Annotated in this window: 10 protein-coding genes, 4 tRNA genes and 2 other RNA genes; all 16 read left to right on the top strand. The window is 54.7% G+C overall.

Annotated elements, in window-relative coordinates:
- Window positions 1–249 precede the first annotated feature (249 nt).
- The 16 genes from ACL2XN_RS16655 (at window position 250) to ACL2XN_RS16580 (ending at window position 18,961) form a co-directional block, all read left to right on the top strand.
- A tRNA-Thr gene (locus tag ACL2XN_RS16655) sits at window positions 250–325 on the top strand.
- 10 nt (window positions 326–335) lie between these two features.
- Window positions 336–420, top strand: a tRNA-Tyr gene (locus ACL2XN_RS16650).
- Window positions 421–462: 42 nt separating this feature from the next.
- A non-coding RNA gene (locus ACL2XN_RS16645) (RtT sRNA) lies at window positions 463–590 on the top strand.
- Between the two features lie 42 nt (window positions 591–632).
- Window positions 633–760: non-coding RNA, RtT sRNA (locus tag ACL2XN_RS16640), on the top strand.
- 142 nt (window positions 761–902) lie between these two features.
- Window positions 903–977: transfer RNA gene (locus ACL2XN_RS16635), tRNA-Gly, on the top strand.
- Between the two features lie 5 nt (window positions 978–982).
- A tRNA-Thr gene (locus ACL2XN_RS16630) sits at window positions 983–1,058 on the top strand.
- Between the two features lie 110 nt (window positions 1,059–1,168).
- Window positions 1,169–2,353 (top strand): elongation factor Tu, encoded by a 1,185-nt coding sequence (gene tuf, locus ACL2XN_RS16625; protein WP_410012673.1) that lies wholly within the window; start codon window positions 1,169–1,171, stop codon window positions 2,351–2,353.
- 267 nt (window positions 2,354–2,620) lie between these two features.
- Window positions 2,621–3,004 (top strand): preprotein translocase subunit SecE, encoded by a 384-nt coding sequence (gene secE / locus ACL2XN_RS16620; RefSeq protein ID WP_410012672.1) that lies wholly within the window; start codon window positions 2,621–2,623, stop codon window positions 3,002–3,004.
- A 1-nt stretch (window position 3,005) separates the two neighbouring features.
- On the top strand, window positions 3,006–3,551 hold the full coding sequence (gene nusG / locus ACL2XN_RS16615; RefSeq protein WP_410012671.1) for a transcription termination/antitermination protein NusG: 546 nt from the start codon (window positions 3,006–3,008) through the stop codon (window positions 3,549–3,551).
- Window positions 3,552–3,705: 154 nt separating this feature from the next.
- Entirely contained in the window at window positions 3,706–4,134 is a 429-nt protein-coding gene (gene rplK, locus ACL2XN_RS16610; RefSeq protein ID WP_162368658.1) for a 50S ribosomal protein L11, read from the top strand.
- Between the two features lie 3 nt (window positions 4,135–4,137).
- Window positions 4,138–4,842, top strand: coding sequence for a 50S ribosomal protein L1 (gene rplA / locus ACL2XN_RS16605; RefSeq protein ID WP_162368657.1), 705 nt, complete (start codon window positions 4,138–4,140; stop codon window positions 4,840–4,842).
- 428 nt (window positions 4,843–5,270) lie between these two features.
- Complete coding sequence (gene rplJ / locus ACL2XN_RS16600; protein ID WP_162368656.1) at window positions 5,271–5,768, top strand: 50S ribosomal protein L10; 498 nt, start codon at window positions 5,271–5,273, stop codon at window positions 5,766–5,768.
- Between the two features lie 66 nt (window positions 5,769–5,834).
- On the top strand, window positions 5,835–6,200 hold the full coding sequence (rplL, locus tag ACL2XN_RS16595; protein ID WP_410012670.1) for a 50S ribosomal protein L7/L12: 366 nt from the start codon (window positions 5,835–5,837) through the stop codon (window positions 6,198–6,200).
- A gap of 323 nt (window positions 6,201–6,523) precedes the next feature.
- A complete protein-coding gene (gene rpoB, locus ACL2XN_RS16590) occupies window positions 6,524–10,552 on the top strand; it encodes a DNA-directed RNA polymerase subunit beta (RefSeq protein ID WP_410012669.1) in 4,029 nt (1,342 codons plus the stop codon).
- 140 nt (window positions 10,553–10,692) lie between these two features.
- Window positions 10,693–14,916 (top strand): DNA-directed RNA polymerase subunit beta', encoded by a 4,224-nt coding sequence (gene rpoC, locus ACL2XN_RS16585; RefSeq protein WP_410012668.1) that lies wholly within the window; start codon window positions 10,693–10,695, stop codon window positions 14,914–14,916.
- 592 nt (window positions 14,917–15,508) lie between these two features.
- On the top strand, window positions 15,509–18,961 hold the full coding sequence (locus tag ACL2XN_RS16580) for an inverse autotransporter beta domain-containing protein (protein WP_413729099.1): 3,453 nt from the start codon (window positions 15,509–15,511) through the stop codon (window positions 18,959–18,961).
- Window positions 18,962–19,065 lie beyond the last annotated feature (104 nt).

The raw sequence follows: 19,065 nt of genomic DNA, 5'->3' as shown, positions 1-19,065 counted from the left end.
CAGCCGGCGATCATGGCCAACAGAGGCACCGCGCGGAAAGCGGCGATGTTCCGGGCGCCACGGCGGTGCAATAGGCCCATCGTGGTGCAGCCTCGCCTGGCGGGCCGGGGCGGTCCTCACGGCGCATGAATAACAAACAAATTTGTGAGACATTTTCTAATTTTGGGTATTTTATGAGCGAAAGTGCGATTTACGCGATTTTTTTGTTGCATAGGTCGCCGGCTCTACCTAGAATGCGCTGCACTTGATGCCGGCATAGCTCAGTTGGTAGAGCAACTGACTTGTAATCAGTAGGTCGAGGGTTCGACTCCTTCTGCCGGCACCAACAAAAATCTGGTGGGGTTCCCGAGCGGCCAAAGGGAGCAGACTGTAAATCTGCCGTCACTGACTTCGAAGGTTCGAATCCTTCCCCCACCACCAAATTCGCCGCGGGCAACCAAGGCAATCCCTGATGCAAAGCAACATCATGCGCCAGGGGGAAGGTTGAGAACCTTCGATTAAGGTTCGAGTCGAGCAAAGCGAGACAACGTCGCTTGCGACGGCCCGAAGGGTGAGGAACGAAGTGACGAATAATCCTTCCCCCACCACCAAATTCGCCGCGGGCAACCAAGGCAATCCCTGATGCAAAGCAACATCATGCGCCAGGGGGAAGGTTGAGAACCTTCGATTAAGGTTCGAGTCGAGCAAAGCGAGACAACGTCGCTTGCGACGGCCCGAAGGGTGAGGAACGAAGTGACGAATAATCCTTCCCCCACCACCAAATTCGCCGCGGGCAACCAAGGCAATCCCTGATGCAAAGCAACATCATGCGCCAGGGGAAGGTTGAAAACCTTCGACCAAGGTTTGTATGATATGAACCTTTCAACAATCTACAGAAATATCAGGTAGCCGAGTTCCAAGATGCGGGCATCGTATAATGGCTATTACCTCAGCCTTCCAAGCTGATGACGTGGGTTCGATTCCCACTGCCCGCTCCAAATGTGCTGATATAGCTCAGTTGGTAGAGCGCACCCTTGGTAAGGGTGAGGTCGGCAGTTCGAATCTGCCTATCAGCACCACTTCTAGTCTCCCTCCTGATTCACTTTCTGTTAGAAAATAAATTTATCAGGCCTATGTCTGGTTAATGTGGTGATACCACCGATTTATTCGTGTCTTAGAGGGACAATCGATGTCTAAAGAAAAGTTTCAACGTACAAAACCACACGTTAACGTCGGTACTATCGGCCACGTTGACCATGGTAAAACGACCCTGACCGCCGCCATCACAACCGTGCTGGCCAAAGCTTACGGCGGCAGCGCCCGTGCTTTCGATCAGATCGACAACGCGCCGGAAGAAAAAGCCCGCGGTATCACCATCAACACGTCCCACGTTGAATACGACACCCCGGCCCGCCACTACGCGCACGTAGACTGCCCGGGACACGCCGACTATGTGAAAAACATGATCACCGGCGCCGCCCAGATGGATGGCGCCATCCTGGTGGTTGCCGCAACCGACGGCCCGATGCCGCAGACCCGCGAACACATCCTGCTGGGCCGCCAGGTAGGCGTTCCTTACATCATCGTCTTCATGAACAAATGCGACATGGTCGATGACGAAGAACTGCTGGAACTGGTTGAAATGGAAGTGCGCGAACTGCTGTCCCAGTACGATTTCCCGGGCGACGACACCCCGGTAATCCGTGGTTCCGCGCTCAAAGCGCTGGAAGGCGACGAAGCCTGGACCTCTAAAATCCTGGAACTGGCCGAAGCCCTGGATTCCTACATCCCGGAACCGGAACGCGCAATCGACAAACCGTTCCTGCTGCCCATCGAAGACGTATTCTCCATCTCCGGCCGCGGCACCGTGGTAACCGGTCGTGTGGAACGCGGCATCGTTAAAGTGGGCGAAGAAGTTGAAATCGTCGGCATCAAGGATACCGTCAAGACCACCTGTACCGGCGTTGAAATGTTCCGCAAACTGCTGGACGAAGGCCGTGCCGGTGAAAACGTCGGCGTTCTGCTGCGCGGCACCAAGCGTGACGACGTGGAACGCGGCCAGGTACTGGCTAAACCGGGCTCCATTAAACCGCATACCCAGTTCGAATCCGAAGTCTACATCCTATCCAAGGATGAAGGCGGCCGTCATACGCCGTTCTTCAAAGGCTACCGTCCTCAGTTCTACTTCCGTACCACTGACGTGACCGGTACCATCGAACTGCCGGAAGGCGTGGAAATGGTTATGCCTGGCGACAACATCAAGATGATTGTTAACCTGATTGCCCCGATCGCCATGGACGACGGTCTGCGTTTCGCTATCCGCGAAGGCGGCCGTACCGTTGGCGCCGGCGTGGTTGCCAAGGTTATCGCGTAAGACTGGCGTATAAGTCTTCGAAAGATGTTGAATAACATTTGACGTAGCGCGCAGTAAAAGGGCATCATTTGATGCCTTTTTTCTACGCTGTGACAGAGAACCTATCTCATCAGCGATTTTACGTCATAATCATTGGTGAGATGGGCTCTTCATCAGCGGCGTGAAGCTTTGAAGTTTTGTTGCTTTTAAAGAGCACTCTTCGCTTGGTAGCCTCGCCCTCTGCGGGGCTAAGTTGTTTGTGTGAATCCTACGTGACAGGTTTTTTTTATGAGTGCGAATACCGAAGCTCAAGGAAGCGGGCGTAGCCTGGAAGTGGTAAAGTGGGCAGCGGTCGCTGTACTGCTGGTGGTTGCGATCGTCGGTAATTATTATTATCGTGATTTTAGCTTACCCCTGCGAGCGCTGGCTGTCGTACTGATTATCGCCATTGCAGGCGGTATTGCCCTGATGACAGTGAAAGGCAAATCGACCGTCGCGTTTGCCCGTGAAGCGCGTACCGAAGTACGCAAAGTGATATGGCCGACCCGCCAGGAAACGTTGCACACCACGTTAATCGTCGCCGCGGTGACCGCCGTGATGTCACTGATCCTGTGGGGACTGGATGGTATTCTGGTCCGTCTGGTATCGTTTATTACTGGCCTGAGGTTCTAAGATGTCCGAAGCTCCGAAGAAACGTTGGTACGTCGTCCAGGCGTTTTCCGGTTTTGAAGGTCGCGTATCGCAGTCTCTACGCGAACATATTAAATTGCACAATATGGAAGAGCTGTTTGGCGAAGTCATGGTGCCAACGGAAGAAGTCGTCGAAATCCGCGGCGGTCAGCGCCGCAAGAGCGAACGCAAATTCTTCCCGGGCTATGTGCTGGTACAAATGGTGATGAATGACGCCAGCTGGCATTTAGTGCGCAGCGTGCCCCGCGTGATGGGGTTTATCGGCGGCACATCCGATCGCCCGGCGCCTATCAGCGATAAAGAAGTGGATGCGATCATGAATCGCCTCCAGCAAGTGGGTGACAAGCCGCGGCCGAAGACGCTGTTCGAACCCGGCGAACTGGTGCGCGTCAACGACGGGCCGTTTGCCGATTTCAACGGCGTGGTGGAAGAAGTCGACTACGAAAAAAGCCGCCTGAAAGTGTCGGTGTCGATTTTCGGTCGCGCCACTCCGGTCGAGCTGGACTTCGGCCAGGTTGAGAAGGGCTGATAGCCGACCCCCTATCGATAATGATTAATGCTTGCTCAAGGCGCGAAATTGAACTAGAATTTCGCGCCTTTCGTTTTTATGTGCCCACGGGCATGTAATAGCTTATACACTGGGGAGCCTTAACCGGCGCTATCACCCGCTAGAGGAAATTCAAATGGCCAAGAAAGTACAAGCCTATGTAAAACTGCAGGTTGCAGCAGGCATGGCGAATCCAAGTCCGCCGGTCGGCCCAGCGCTGGGTCAGCAGGGCGTTAACATCATGGAATTCTGTAAAGCCTTCAATGCCAAGACTGAAAGCATTGAAAAAGGTCTGCCAATCCCGGTTGTTATCACCGTTTACTCCGACCGCTCTTTCACCTTCGTTACCAAAACCCCGCCGGCTGCCGTGCTGCTCAAGAAAGCCGCAGGCGTGAAGTCTGGTTCTGGTAAGCCGAACAAAGAAAAAGTCGGTAAAGTAACGCACGCCCAGGTTCGCGAAATCGCGGAAACCAAAGCGGCGGATATGACGGGTGCCGATGTGGAAGCGATGTCCCGCTCCATTGAAGGTACTGCTCGTTCCATGGGCCTGGTAGTGGAGGATTAAGAAATGGCTAAACTGACCAAGCGCATGCGTGTAATCCGCGACAAAGTTGATTCCACTAAGCAATATGACATCAACGAAGCCGTTGCGCTGCTCAAGGAACTGGCTACCGCCAAGTTCGTTGAAAGCATCGACGTTGCCGTAAACCTCGGGATTGATGCCCGTAAGTCCGATCAAAACGTTCGTGGCGCCACCGTCCTGCCTAACGGCACCGGCCGTACCGTACGTGTAGCCGTCTTCACCCAGGGCGCCAACGTCGAAGCTGCCAAGGCAGCCGGCGCGGACCTGGTCGGTATGGATGACCTGGCCGATCAGATCAAAAAAGGCGAATTCAACTTTGACGTTGTTATCGCTTCCCCGGATGCCATGCGCGTCGTGGGCCAGCTGGGCCAGATCCTCGGGCCGCGCGGCCTGATGCCTAACCCGAAAGTGGGTACCGTTACCCCGAACGTCGCCGAAGCGGTTAAAAACGCCAAAGCCGGTCAGGTTCGTTATCGCAACGACAAAAACGGTATTATCCACACCACCATCGGTAAAGTGGACTTCGATACTGACAAATTGAGAGAAAACCTGGAATCCCTGCTGGTTGCGCTGAAAAAAGCCAAACCGACACAGGCCAAAGGCGTGTACATCAAGAAAATCAGTCTCTCCACCACCATGGGCGCAGGTCTGGCTATCGATCAAAGCGGTCTGGCAACGGTTGTTGCATAATTACCCCTTTGACTTGGGCGAAAGATTTGTCTAGAATCTAACGCCCATTGTTTCGTCATTGGCCGTTGTTTAGTCTGGACGAAAAAAAACAAGATTTTCGGTTGGAGCTTGGCCTTATCCAAGCCTCCGTCCAAGACCGCAGGTGCATATTACCTAAACTATTTCGAGGTGCAGGAAGGCGGCAACCAAGCGATCGCCAGTGGCTTACTTACGTAAGGGGCTGGAGTGAATGCGGGCAGCCAAGGCATTCGCAGTATGAAATAGAGCGGGTAAAATGCTTAATCGTCCTGCGTAGACGGTGACAGAAGCTGAATAACATATTCGTTTGCTGGATTCTGCTCACCGTGTTTAGCCGCTTATCGCCATTGTGGCGTTAAGCTAGTGAGTGTCGGGTGCTTTTCCCCGGCTAAATCCAGGAGCACAAGCTAATGGCATTAAACCTTCAAGACAAACAAGCGATTGTTGCTGAAGTCAGCGAAGTAGCCAAAGGCGCGCTGTCTGCTGTCGTTGCGGATTCTCGCGGCGTTACAGTAGGTAAAATGACTGAACTGCGTAAAGCAGGTCGTGAAGCCGGCGTATACATGCGTGTTGTTCGCAACACCTTGCTGCGTCGCGTCGTAGAAGGCACTCCTTTCGAATGCCTGAAAGACACGTTTGTCGGTCCGACCCTGATTGCATTTTCTCACGAACATCCGGGCGCTGCCGCTCGCCTGTTCAAGGCTTTTGCCAAGGAAAATGCCAAATTTGAGGTTAAAGCAGCAGCCTTTGAAGGCGAAGTTATCACGGCGGCCAATATCGATCGCCTGGCAACTCTGCCGACTTACGATGAAGCAATCTCACGCCTGATGTCGGCCATGAAAGAAGCCTCTGCAGGCAAATTGGTCCGTACACTGGCTGCACTGCGCGATCAGAAAGAAGCGGCTTAATTGGCCAACCCTTTCGGTTGTTATTGCGAACGTATAAACACTTTCTGAATTTTAGGAACTATTGTTATGTCTATCACTAAAGAACAAATTCTGGACGCAGTTGCAGAAATGTCCGTCATGGACGTCGTTGAACTGATCTCCATGATGGAAACCAAATTCGGCGTTTCCGCTGCTACCGCTGTTGCAGCTGCTGCCGGCCCGGCTGAAGTCGTTGAAGAAAAAACCGAGTTCGACGTTGTCCTGACCGCTATCGGCGGCAACAAGGTATCGGTTATCAAAGCCGTCCGTGCTGCTACCGGCCTGGGCCTGAAAGAAGCCAAGGATCTGGTTGAATCTGCTCCGGCAACCATGAAAGAAGGCGTGAACAAAGACGACGCCGAAGCACTGAAGAAAGCCCTGGAAGAAGCTGGTGCTTCTGTTGAGGTTAAGTAAGACCTCCCAGGTTGCAGCCTGAACCTAGGCTGATGGCTGGTGACTTTTTGGTCACCAGCCTTTTTGCGCTGTAGGGCGTCAGTGGGGTTTGACACGATTTAACCACTGGCCAACCCCAATATCTTTCTCTATCGACGACTTAATATATTGCACCTCCTGTCGAGCCTCCCTGGTTTAGCAAAGTGCGACGAAATGGTTTAAGAGTGATAGAAACAGGTATTGCGGAAGGGGAATTTTCTTTCCGAACGAGAGAAATTGTGTTGCATGACCTGTCCTTCTTGGGCGGACAGAGTGGGTCACTGATCAGCGAGCTGAGGAACCCTATGGTTTACTCCTATACCGAAAAAAAACGCATTCGTAAGGATTTTGGGAAACGTCCCCAAGTGTTGGACATCCCATATCTCCTTTCCATACAGCTTGACTCGTTCCAGAAGTTTATCGAGCAAGATCCGGAAGGGCAGTACGGACTAGAAGCAGCATTCCGTTCTGTGTTCCCCATCCAAAGCTACAGCGGCAATTCGGAACTGCAATACGTCAGTTACCGTCTGGGCGAGCCTGTATTTGATGTCAAAGAGTGCCAGATTCGTGGAGTCACCTTCTCCGCACCGCTGCGTGTAAAACTGCGCCTCGTGATTTACGAGCGTGAAGCACCGGAAGGCACGGTTAAAGATATCAAGGAACAGGAAGTCTACATGGGCGAAATTCCGCTCATGACCGATAACGGGACTTTTGTTATCAACGGGACCGAGCGTGTTATCGTCTCCCAGTTGCATCGTAGCCCCGGCGTATTCTTTGACAGCGATAAGGGCAAGACGCATTCGTCCGGTAAAGTGCTGTATAACGCACGTATCATCCCTTACCGCGGTTCCTGGCTGGATTTTGAATTCGATCCCAAAGACAACCTGTTCGTACGTATCGACCGTCGGCGCAAGCTGCCCGCGACTATCGTACTGCGCGCGCTTAACTTCACCACCGCGCAGATTCTCGATACGTTCTTTGACAAAGTCATTTATGAAATTCACGACAATAAACTGCAGATGGAACTGGTTCCTGAGCGTTTACGTGGTGAAACCGCTTCGTTTGATATCGAAGCCAACGGTACCGTCTATGTCGAAAAAGGCCGCCGTATTACCGCGCGTCATATTCGCCTGCTGGAAAAAGACGGCATCGATAAAATCCAGGTACCGGTTGAGTACATTATCGGTAAAGTGGTGGTCAAGGATTACATCGACGAAAATACCGGTGAAATCATTTGTCCGGCCAATATGGAACTGACGCTGGACCTGCTGGCGAAACTGAGCCAGGCGGGACATAAGCGTATCGAAACGCTGTTTACCAACGATCTGGACCATGGCTCGTATATCTCCGAGACCCTGCGCGTCGACCCGACCAGCGATCGCCTGAGCGCGCTGGTTGAAATCTACCGCATGATGCGTCCCGGCGAGCCGCCGACCCGCGAAGCGGCTGAAAACCTGTTCGAAAACCTGTTCTTCTCGGAAGATCGTTACGATCTGTCCGCGGTTGGCCGCATGAAGTTCAACCGGTCGCTGCTGCGTGAGGAAATCGAAGGCTCGGGCATCCTGAGCAAGCTCGACATCATTGAAGTGATGAAGAAGCTTATCGACATCCGTAACGGTAAAGGCGAAGTCGATGATATCGACCACCTGGGCAACCGTCGTATCCGTTCCGTGGGCGAAATGGCGGAAAACCAATTCCGCGTCGGACTGGTGCGCGTCGAGCGTGCGGTGAAAGAACGTCTGTCCCTGGGCGATCTGGATACGCTGATGCCGCAGGATATGATCAACGCCAAGCCGATTTCGGCCGCGGTGAAGGAGTTCTTTGGTTCCAGCCAACTGTCGCAATTTATGGACCAGAACAACCCGCTGTCGGAAATTACCCATAAACGCCGTATTTCCGCGTTGGGCCCAGGCGGCCTGACCCGTGAACGCGCCGGTTTCGAAGTACGTGACGTGCATCCGACCCATTACGGCCGGGTATGTCCCATCGAAACGCCGGAAGGCCCGAACATCGGTCTGATCAACTCCCTGTCCGTCTATGCGCAGACCAATGAGTATGGCTTCCTTGAGACGCCGTACCGCCGGGTGCGTGAAGATGTGGTCACCGATGAGATCCACTACCTGTCCGCGATTGAAGAAGGCAACTTCGTTATTGCCCAGGCCAATACCAATCTCGACGAAGAAGGCCATTTCGTCGATGATTTGATCACGTGCCGCAGCAAAGGCGAATCGAGCCTGTTCACCCGCGACCAGGTCGACTATATGGACGTCTCGACCCAGCAGATCGTCTCGGTGGGCGCGTCGTTGATTCCCTTCCTGGAACACGATGACGCCAACCGCGCCCTGATGGGTGCGAACATGCAACGCCAGGCCGTGCCGACCCTGCGCGCCGACAAGCCACTGGTAGGCACCGGCATGGAACGCGCCGTGGCCGTTGACTCCGGCGTGACCGCCGTGGCCAAGCGTGGCGGGACCATCCAGTATGTTGATGCGTCGCGTATCGTGATTAACGTTAACCCGGACGAAATGGTGGCCGGCGAAGCGGGTATCGATATCTACAACCTGACTAAATATACCCGTTCCAACCAGAACACCTGCATCAGCCAGATGCCGTGCGTGTCCTTGGGCGAACCGGTAGAACGCGGCGATGTGCTGGCCGATGGCCCGTCCACCGATTTGGGTGAACTGGCATTGGGCCAGAATATGCGCGTGGCGTTCATGCCGTGGAACGGCTACAACTTCGAAGACTCCATTTTGGTCTCCGAACGCGTGGTGCAGGAAGATCGCTTTACCACCATCCATATTCAGGAATTGGCCTGCGTGTCGCGCGACACCAAGCTGGGGCCTGAGGAAATCACCGCCGACATCCCGAACGTGGGTGAAGCTGCGCTTTCCAAGCTGGATGAGTCCGGTATCGTGTATATCGGTGCCGAAGTGACCGGCGGCGATATCCTGGTGGGTAAGGTTACGCCGAAGGGCGAGACCCAGCTGACCCCGGAAGAAAAACTGCTGCGCGCCATCTTCGGCGAAAAAGCCTCCGACGTGAAAGATTCGTCGCTGCGCGTGCCTAACGGCGTTTCCGGTACGGTTATCGATGTGCAGGTGTTTACCCGCGACGGCGTGGAAAAAGACAAACGCGCGCTGGAAATCGAAGAAATGCAGCTTAAGCAGGTCAAGAAAGACCTGACCGAAGAGCTGCAGATTTTTGAAGCCGGCCTGTTTGCCCGTATCCATGACGTGCTGGTTTCCGGCGGCATCGAAGACGAAAAACTGTCCAAGCTGACCCGCGAACGCTGGCTGGAACTGGGTCTGACCGATGAAGACAAGCAGAATCAGCTTGAGCAACTGGCGGAACAGTACGACGAACTGAAAACCGTGTTCGAGAAGAAGCTGGAAGCGAAACGCCGCAAGATCACCCAGGGCGATGATCTGGCGCCGGGCGTGCTGAAAATCGTTAAGGTTTACCTGGCGGTGAAACGTCAGATCCAACCGGGCGATAAGATGGCCGGCCGTCACGGTAACAAGGGTGTTATTTCCAAGATCAACCCGATCGAGGATATGCCTTACGATGAAAACGGCGTCCCCGTGGATATCGTTCTGAACCCGCTGGGCGTACCGTCGCGTATGAACATCGGCCAGATCCTGGAAACCCATTTGGGCATGGCTGCCAAAGGCATCGGCGACAAGATTAACGCCATGCTTAAACGCCAGGAAGACGTGTCCAAGCTGCGCGAGTTTATCCAGAAAGCCTACGATCTGGGTGATGATGTGCGCCAGAAAGTGGATTTGACTACCTTCACGGATGACGAAGTGTTCCGTTTGGCTGAAAACCTGAAGAAGGGCATGCCCATCGCGACACCGGTGTTTGACGGCGCCAAGGAAAAAGAAATCAAGGAACTGCTGCAGTTGGGCGGCTTGCCGACCTCCGGCCAGATCACCTTGTTTGACGGCCGTACCGGTGAACAGTTCGAACGGCAGGTTACCGTGGGTTATATGTACATGCTGAAACTCAACCATTTGGTTGATGACAAGATGCATGCCCGTTCCACCGGTTCCTACAGCCTGGTTACCCAACAGCCGTTGGGTGGTAAGGCGCAGTTCGGCGGTCAACGCTTCGGTGAGATGGAAGTGTGGGCGCTGGAAGCCTATGGCGCCGCGTACACCCTGCAGGAAATGCTGACAGTTAAGTCGGATGATGTTAACGGTCGTACCAAGATGTACAAAAACATCGTGGATGGCAATCATACGATGGAGCCAGGCATGCCGGAGTCCTTCAACGTGTTGCTGAAGGAAATCCGCTCTCTGGGCATCAACATCGAGCTGGAAGAAGAGTAATTCACCCCCTATGGCTTTCAGCCAGCGCACCTGCGGCTTGAAAGACGATGGGGGATCAGCTTGGGTGCGTTCGCACCGGTAATAAGGGCGCCTGAGCGTTTCAGGCGCCTAACAGGTCTAACTCCGACAGGAGCCAATCCGTGAAAGATTTGCTTAAGTTTCTGAAAGCACAAACCAAGACCGAAGAGTTTGATGCGATCAAAATAGCTCTGGCCTCGCCAGATATGATCCGTTCCTGGTCGTTCGGCGAAGTCAAGAAGCCGGAAACCATTAACTACCGTACGTTTAAACCTGAACGTGACGGGCTTTTCTGCGCGCGAATCTTCGGGCCGGTAAAAGATTACGAGTGCTTGTGCGGTAAGTACAAGCGCCTGAAACACCGTGGCGTTATCTGTGAAAAATGCGGCGTTGAAGTCACTCAGACCAAAGTGCGTCGCGAACGCATGGGTCATATTGAGCTGGCCTCCCCGACCGCGCATATCTGGTTCCTGAAATCGCTGCCGTCCCGTATCGGCCTGCTGCTGGATATGCCGCTGCGTGATATCGAACGTGTGCTGTACTTCGAATCCTATGTGGTGGTCGAAGGCGGCATGACCAATCTGGAGCGTCGTCAGATCCTGACTGAAGAGCAGTATCTGGACGCGCTGGAAGAGTTCGGTGATGAATTCGACGCCAAGATGGGCGCCGAAGCGATCCAGGCCTTGCTGAAAAACATGGATCTGGAAGCGGAATGCGAAACGCTGCGTGAAGAGTTGAATGAAACCAACTCCGAAACCAAACGTAAAAAGCTGACCAAGCGTATCAAGCTGCTGGAAGCCTTTGTCCAGTCCGGCAACAAGCCGGAGTGGATGATCCTGACGGTGCTGCCGGTACTGCCGCCAGACCTGCGTCCGCTGGTGCCGTTGGACGGCGGTCGTTTCGCGACCTCCGATCTGAACGATTTGTACCGCCGCGTGATCAACCGTAACAACCGTTTGAAACGTCTGCTGGATCTGGCCGCGCCGGATATCATCGTGCGTAATGAAAAACGCATGCTGCAGGAAGCGGTGGATGCGCTGTTGGATAACGGCCGTCGCGGCCGGGCCATTACCGGCTCCAACAAGCGTCCGCTGAAATCCCTGGCCGACATGATCAAGGGCAAGCAGGGTCGTTTCCGTCAGAACCTGCTCGGCAAGCGCGTGGACTACTCCGGTCGTTCCGTGATTACCGTAGGCCCGTACCTGCGTCTGCATCAGTGCGGCCTGCCGAAAAAAATGGCGCTCGAACTGTTCAAACCCTTCATTTACGGCAAGCTGGAACTGCGTGGCCTCGCGACCACCATTAAAGCAGCCAAGAAGATGGTTGAACGTGAGGAAGCCGTTGTTTGGGATATCCTGGATGAAGTCATCCGCGAACACCCGGTACTGCTGAACCGTGCGCCAACCCTGCACCGTTTGGGTATCCAGGCGTTTGAACCGGTACTGATTGAAGGTAAGGCCATCCAGCTGCATCCGTTGGTTTGCGCGGCATACAATGCCGACTTCGACGGTGACCAGATGGCCGTGCACGTGCCGCTGACGCTGGAAGCACAGCTCGAAGCGCGCGCGCTGATGATGTCCACCAATAACATCCTGTCGCCGGCCAACGGCGAGCCTATCATCGTTCCGTCCCAGGACGTGGTATTGGGTCTGTATTACATGACCCGCGACCGTGTGAACGGTAAAGGCGAAGGCATGGTATTGACCGGGCCGAAGGAAGCCGAACGCATCTATCGCGGCGGCATTGCCGAGCTGCATGCGCGCGTTAAGGTGCGTATCACCGAGCATGCCAAGAACGAAGAAGGCGAATGGGTAGAGAACACCCACATCGTGGATACGACCGTCGGTCGCGCCATTCTGTGGATGATCGTGCCCAAGGGCCTGCCGTTTGCGCTGGTTAACCAGGCGCTGGGTAAAAAAGCCATCTCCAAGATGCTTAATACCTGTTACCGCGTGCTGGGCCTGAAGCCGACCGTTATCTTTGCCGACCAGATCATGTATACCGGTTTTGCCTACGCCGCCCGTTCGGGCTCGTCGGTAGGTATCGACGATATGGTTATCCCGGATAAGAAAGCGGGCATCATTGAAGAAGCCGAAGCCGAAGTGGCCGAAATCCAGGAGCAGTTCCAGTCTGGTTTGGTGACCGCGGGCGAACGCTACAACAAGGTGATCGATATCTGGGCCGCGGCCAACGAACGCGTTGCCAAGGCGATGATGGACAACCTGTCCACCGAAGCGGTGATTAACCGTGACGGCGTGGAAGAGCGCCAGGTTTCCTTCAACAGCATCTTTATGATGGCCGACTCCGGCGCCCGTGGTTCGGCGGCGCAGATTCGCCAGCTGGCGGGTATGCGTGGCCTGATGGCCAAGCCTGACGGCTCCATCATCGAAACGCCGATCACCGCGAACTTCCGTGAAGGCCTGAACGTGCTTCAGTACTTCATCTCGACCCATGGTGCTCGTAAAGGCTTGGCGGATACCGCGTTGAAGACCGCGAACTCCGGTTACCTGACCCGTCGCCTGGTCGACGTGGCGCAGGATCTGGTGGTGACTGAAGACGATTGCGGTACGCATGCCGGCGTGACCATGACCCCGGTCATCGAGGGTGGCGATGTTAAGGAACCGCTGCGTGAACGTGTATTGGGCCGTGTTACGGCTGAAGATGTTCTCAAGCCGGGTACCGCCGACATTCTGATGCCGCGCAATACGCTGCTGAACGAACAATGGTGTGACATCCTGGAAGAAAATTCCGTGGATATCATCAAGGTGCGTTCGGTCGTCACCTGCGAAACCGACTTCGGCGTGTGCGCCAATTGCTACGGCCGCGATCTGGCCCGCGGGCATCTGGTCAACAAAGGTGAGGCTATCGGCGTTATCGCCGCGCAGTCCATCGGCGAACCGGGCACCCAGCTGACCATGCGTACGTTCCATATCGGTGGCGCCGCCTCGCGTAACGCCGCCGAATCCAGCATTCAGGTGAAAAACAAGGGTACCATCCGCTTGAACAACGCCAAGTTCGTTGTCAATGGCGTGGGTAAACTGGTTATCACGTCGCGTAACACCGAACTGAAGCTGATCGACGAATTCGGCCGTACCAAGGAAAGCTATAAAGTGCCTTACGGTGCTGTTATGGCCAAGGGCGACGGTTCCGAAGTCCTGGGCGGCGAAACGGTTGCCAACTGGGATCCGCATACCATGCCTGTGATCACCGAAGTGAGCGGCTTTATGCGCTTCACCGACATGATCGACGGCCAGACCATTACCCGCCAGACCGACGAACTTACCGGTTTGTCTTCTATCGTGGTATTGGATACGGCGGAACGTACCGGTGGCGGTAAAGACCTGCGCCCGGCGCTGAAAATCGTCGATGCCAATGGCAATGACGTGCTGATCCCCGGTACCGATATGCCGGCGCAGTACTTCCTGCCGGGTAAAACCATCGTCCAGCTGGAAGATGGCTTGGCTATCACCGGCGGCGACACCCTGGCGCGTTTGCCGCAGGAATCGAGCGGTACCAAGGATATCACCGGTGGTCTGCCGCGTGTAGCCGACCTGTTCGAAGCCCGTCGTCCGAAAGAGCCGGCCATCCTGGCTGAAATCAGCGGTATCGTTTCTTTCGGTAAAGAAACCAAGGGCAAACGCCGCCTGGTCATTTCGCCGATCGATGGCAGCGATGCCTACGAGGAGATGATACCGAAATGGCGCCAGCTCAACGTGTTCGAAGGCGAACGCGTGGAACGCGGCGACGTGATTTCCGACGGACCGGAATCGCCGCATGACATCCTGCGCCTGCGTGGTGTCCATGCCGTGACCCGTTACATCGTCAACGAAGTGCAGGACGTTTACCGTCTGCAGGGCGTTAAGATTAACGATAAACATATCGAAGTTATCGTTCGTCAGATGCTGCGCAAAGCAACCATCGTTAACGCCGGCGGCACCGACTTCCTGGAAGGCGAACAGGCTGAATACTCACGCGTCAAGATTGCCAACCGCCAGCTGGATGCGGACGGCAAGATTGAAATGACGTTTAGCCGCGATCTGCTGGGTATCACTAAAGCCTCGTTGGCCACGGAGTCCTTTATCTCCGCGGCCTCGTTCCAGGAGACAACGCGCGTGCTTACCGAAGCCGCCGTTGCCGGGAAACGCGATGAACTGCGCGGCCTGAAGGAAAACGTCATCGTCGGCCGGCTGATCCCAGCCGGTACCGGCTATGCCTACCATCAGGATCGCGCGCGCCGTCGCGCCTTGGGCGAAGTGCCGGTAGTACCGTCGGTCACCGCTGATGAAGCGTCCGCCAACATGGCGGAACTGCTTAACGCCGGTCTGGGTGGCAATAACGATAAATAATCGTTAATCCTTCCCCCTGACGTCCTATAAAACCGCCCTGACCGGGCGGTTTTTTTTTGCCTGGGTTTGAGTCATAGATTGAAGTTATTGGTATGAATTATATTAATGGTGACTAACTTAAATAGTGTTCTCTTTCAGAATACGAGTTTCTGGTAATTTAAATATCCGCCTTAATAATTCCCCTGAAATACATCATAATCTCATCAAGATGTTTTTATTTTTCCTGCAGATAATGTAATTAAAATAATTAATTTTCCAAAAAATATTAAGCTGCATTAACGACATAAGATAAGGAGAATTATGCATCGTTATTATAAATAAATTAAAAAGGAATTAGTGAAGCCATATCTGAATAATCACTATCCATGTAATAGCGCGCCCTGACGATTAATAGGAAAAATTCATGCCAGGAAAGCCCTCATACCCTACATCCGATCCTAAGAAATGTTCAGTCACCCGTACACCCGCCGACAACCGGCGTTTCCCATTATGGCGGCCCGTCGCCTGGATGGTCATTGCCGCGCAGGCCGTGTTCCCACTCAGTATAGCATCTGCTCCAGCGACAGCCTTAGGACAACCGGAGTCCGCCGCGGTGGAGAATAAGATTGCCGTCCATGCGCTGTCGGCGGGGAATATGCTGTCAGAACAACCAAGCAATAAAGCGGCGCTCAATATGGCGCGTTCGGCGCTGGTAAGCGGGGCGGGCCATTATGCCAAAGACTGGTTTGATCAATTCGGCACCGTGCGGTTACAGCTCAATCTCAATGAGCGATTCAAACTGGACAATAGCGCGCTCGATCTCTTGGTGCCGTTATATGAAAACCAGGATGCTATGGTATTCATCCAAGGGGGCATACGCAATAACGATCACCGTAATACCGGTAATATCGGCGGCGGCGTGCGGACTTTTTACGGCGATTGGATGTACGGAGTGAATACTTTTTATGATAATGACTTTACCGGAAGAAATCGCCGGGCCGGGATCGGCGCGGAAGCCTGGACCCATTACCTGAAATTATCGGCCAACAGCTATTTTCGCTTGAGCAGTTGGCGCCAATCGCGGGATTTCGCGGATTATAACGAACGACCGGCCAATGGTTATGACCTGCGTGCCGAGGCTTTTCTGCCGTCGCATCCGCAATTGGGCGGCAAGCTGATGTATGAAAGCTATCGCGGCGACGAGGTGGCGTTATTTGGCAAAAACAATCGGCAAAGGGATCCCTATGCGTTTACCTTGGGGCTTAATTATACGCCGTTTCCGCTATTGACCCTAGGCGGTGAGCATCGCCAGGGTAAGAGCGGGCAGCATGATTCCCGTATCAACCTGCAAATCAATTACCGCCTGGGGGATTCGTGGCTTGACCAGGTGGACCCATCCGCCGTTGCGGCCGGGCGAACCCTGGCAGGTAGCCGTTATGATCTGGTGGAGCGCAATAATCATATCGTGCTGGACTATCAAAAGCAGGATGCTATCCGCCTGCTGATGCCGGAGCGATTGAACGGAAATTCCGGCCAACAGCTCACCATCACCGCCCAGGTTACCGCTACCCATGCCCTGGACCGCGTGGAGTGGAATGCTGCGGAATTGATCGCCGCCGGCGGTTCCATCACGCAATCGGCGCCCCATATCCTGGCGGTGACCCTGCCGTCCTATCTGCCCGCCGGCACGACAAATCGTTATACTATTGGTGCAACGGCCCATGATAAAAAAGGCAACGCTTCAAGCCCCGCCTATACCCAGCTTACGGTGACCGGTCTGGGCATCAGCCTGGCGTCGACGTCCACGACGGCAACGCCGGACAGGTTACCGGCGGATGGTGTTTCAACCAGCCTGCTATCAATCAGTCTTAGGGATGAAAGCCATCAGCCGTTGAGTGGAATGGCGGAGGCGCTGACGTTGGATATTACATTTGAACGCGGGGACGGCCAGGCTTTCGCCGCGGCAAGCGCCGGCGTAACCGGCGCGGCGCCGGTGGTGGGTGATATCAGTGAAACCGCCGCCGGTGTCTATTCGGCCACCCTGGCCGCCGGCAGCGATACCGGACGGACAGTCATTACGCCGATGATTCACGGACAAGCGTTGCAGCCAATCAGCGTTGTCTTGCTGTCGTTGGATCTGGATCATAGCCGATCGGGGTTTGATATCAGTCGCGACAATATTCTTGCCGACGGCGCCGAACAGGCGACGGTCGTCTTCAGCGCCAGGGATGGCGCCGGCAATGCCCTCACCGGCCTCGGTCCACGCTTAGTGTTTGCTATGACGGCGTTAGAGGGCGCCGTTTTGACCGAGATAGAGGAAGATAACGGTAGCTATAGCAGCGCTTTAAAGGGCACTCAACCGGGGACGGTGACCATTACGCCGGTTGTGGACGGCGTGAAGAGGGACGCCTTGGCGAAAACCGTCAGCCTGCGCGCGGCCCAGGCATACGAAGGCCACTCTGATTTCAGCGTGGGCGAAGATACGCTTACGGTGGGCGATGCCTTCACTGTCTTGCGCTTTATCGCCAAGGACAAGGACGGCAAGCTGGTCACGGCGCTGGGCGAGCGTTTGAAATTTATCGCTTTGCCGTCAGCGGGGATCTCGATTTCAGACATGGTGGAAACCGACGGGCATTATACCGCCCGGCTGAGCGGTATCGTGGCGGGCAGTATCAATATCGCGCCGTCAATCGACGGCCAGCAATTAAGCAACTTGGTGAAAGTGATAACCTTGACGCCAGGCCCGTTCAGCGAGCTTCATTCCGTATTCAGCATCAGCGGGGACCCGCTTAAAGCCAATGATGAAGATAGCGTAGAGCTTAAGCTGATACCGCGGGATGAATATGGCAACCTGACCAAAACAGTAGGCAATATTGATTTTCATCCTTCATCGTTAACGGGTTTCAGACAAGAAAATGCGCGGTTTGATGGTGAGGGGGCCTATGTCGCCCGATTGTTCGGCTCCGTACCGGGACACTATACGATAACGCCGTCGGTTGGAGGCGATCGCATGGCGAGCCTGAGTAAGCCCATCACCCTGATCGCCTTGGCGGTGGATGCAGCCGAATCCGCCTTTGCAATCGATAAGGATACGCTGACGGCGGATAACACCGAGACCGCTACGCTGACCTTTAGCGCCAGGGATACGAGCGGCCGGGCAGTAGCCGGATTGGGCGCCCGGCTTGCTTTCAGCGCTTCGCCGGGAGATAACGTGACCCTCTCGCCTCTTAGCGAGAGTGATGGCACGTATACCGCCACCGTGCGGGGTACTAAACCCGGCATAGTCAGGGTCGCGCCCAAAGTGGACGGCGTCGAAATCAGCGAAATGGTAAAAGAGCTGAATTTCACTCCTGATAGCATTGAGTTAAAAGTCACAGTGGACAAGGCGCAGGCGCAAGCCGGCGAGCAGATTATGTTGACGGTGGACGCGACCTTGGGAGACGGTTCGCCGGCAGGCGATGTGCTCATCAATATCCATTCCCTTGGCGCCGTCAATCGGCAAAACAGGTCGGAAAGTGCCACGCTGTTGATTAACGATGCGCCAAAATATGAAGGCAGAGTGGCGATGGCGACGGGTAAAATCAGCATTCCGTTAACCGACCCCGTGGGGAAGGGGGTTAAAACCACTATTGAGGTTGTCGCACCCGGGGGGAAAAGTGTGACGCAAGACGTTATCTTTACCGTAGCCACCAGCCCGAACGTTCCGGCCGCCAATTATTATGGTCATATGGTAGAGTCCATCGGCGGTATCCAGCGCCCCAGGCTTACCTCAGAACTCACCGGCGGCTACAGCGAGAGTTTTAATCATGAAAATTGGGCAGTGGCGAGTTATTCACTGGCAAGCTCACACTGTAGATTGCCGTCCTTTACTTCTCTGCAGGCAGCCTATAGCACAATGCGCACGAGTGGATGGCCCTTATCCCCCGGCGGCTTTATTTGGTCTGGTACGGCATCCCCAATTGTTTTAGCCGGCCCGGCCGTCGAAGCTCTCAACAAACAGAACGGACTGAAATTGCTCATGGGGATATCAGGCGAGAACGCGGGATTTGTGGTGTGCGCCGATTAAAAATGTTCCGCTGCCCGGAGTAATCTAGGCTGGCGCTGATTAAGGCATACTTATCGGCGGGACTGATGATTGTCCCGCCGATAAATCAGATTAAAATCCTCGAA

The sequence above is a fragment of the Sodalis sp. RH22 genome (genome assembly GCF_047324165.1).
GTDB lineage: Bacteria > Pseudomonadota > Gammaproteobacteria > Enterobacterales > Enterobacteriaceae > Acerihabitans.
This window is presented reverse-complemented; position numbering and strand designations above follow the sequence as displayed.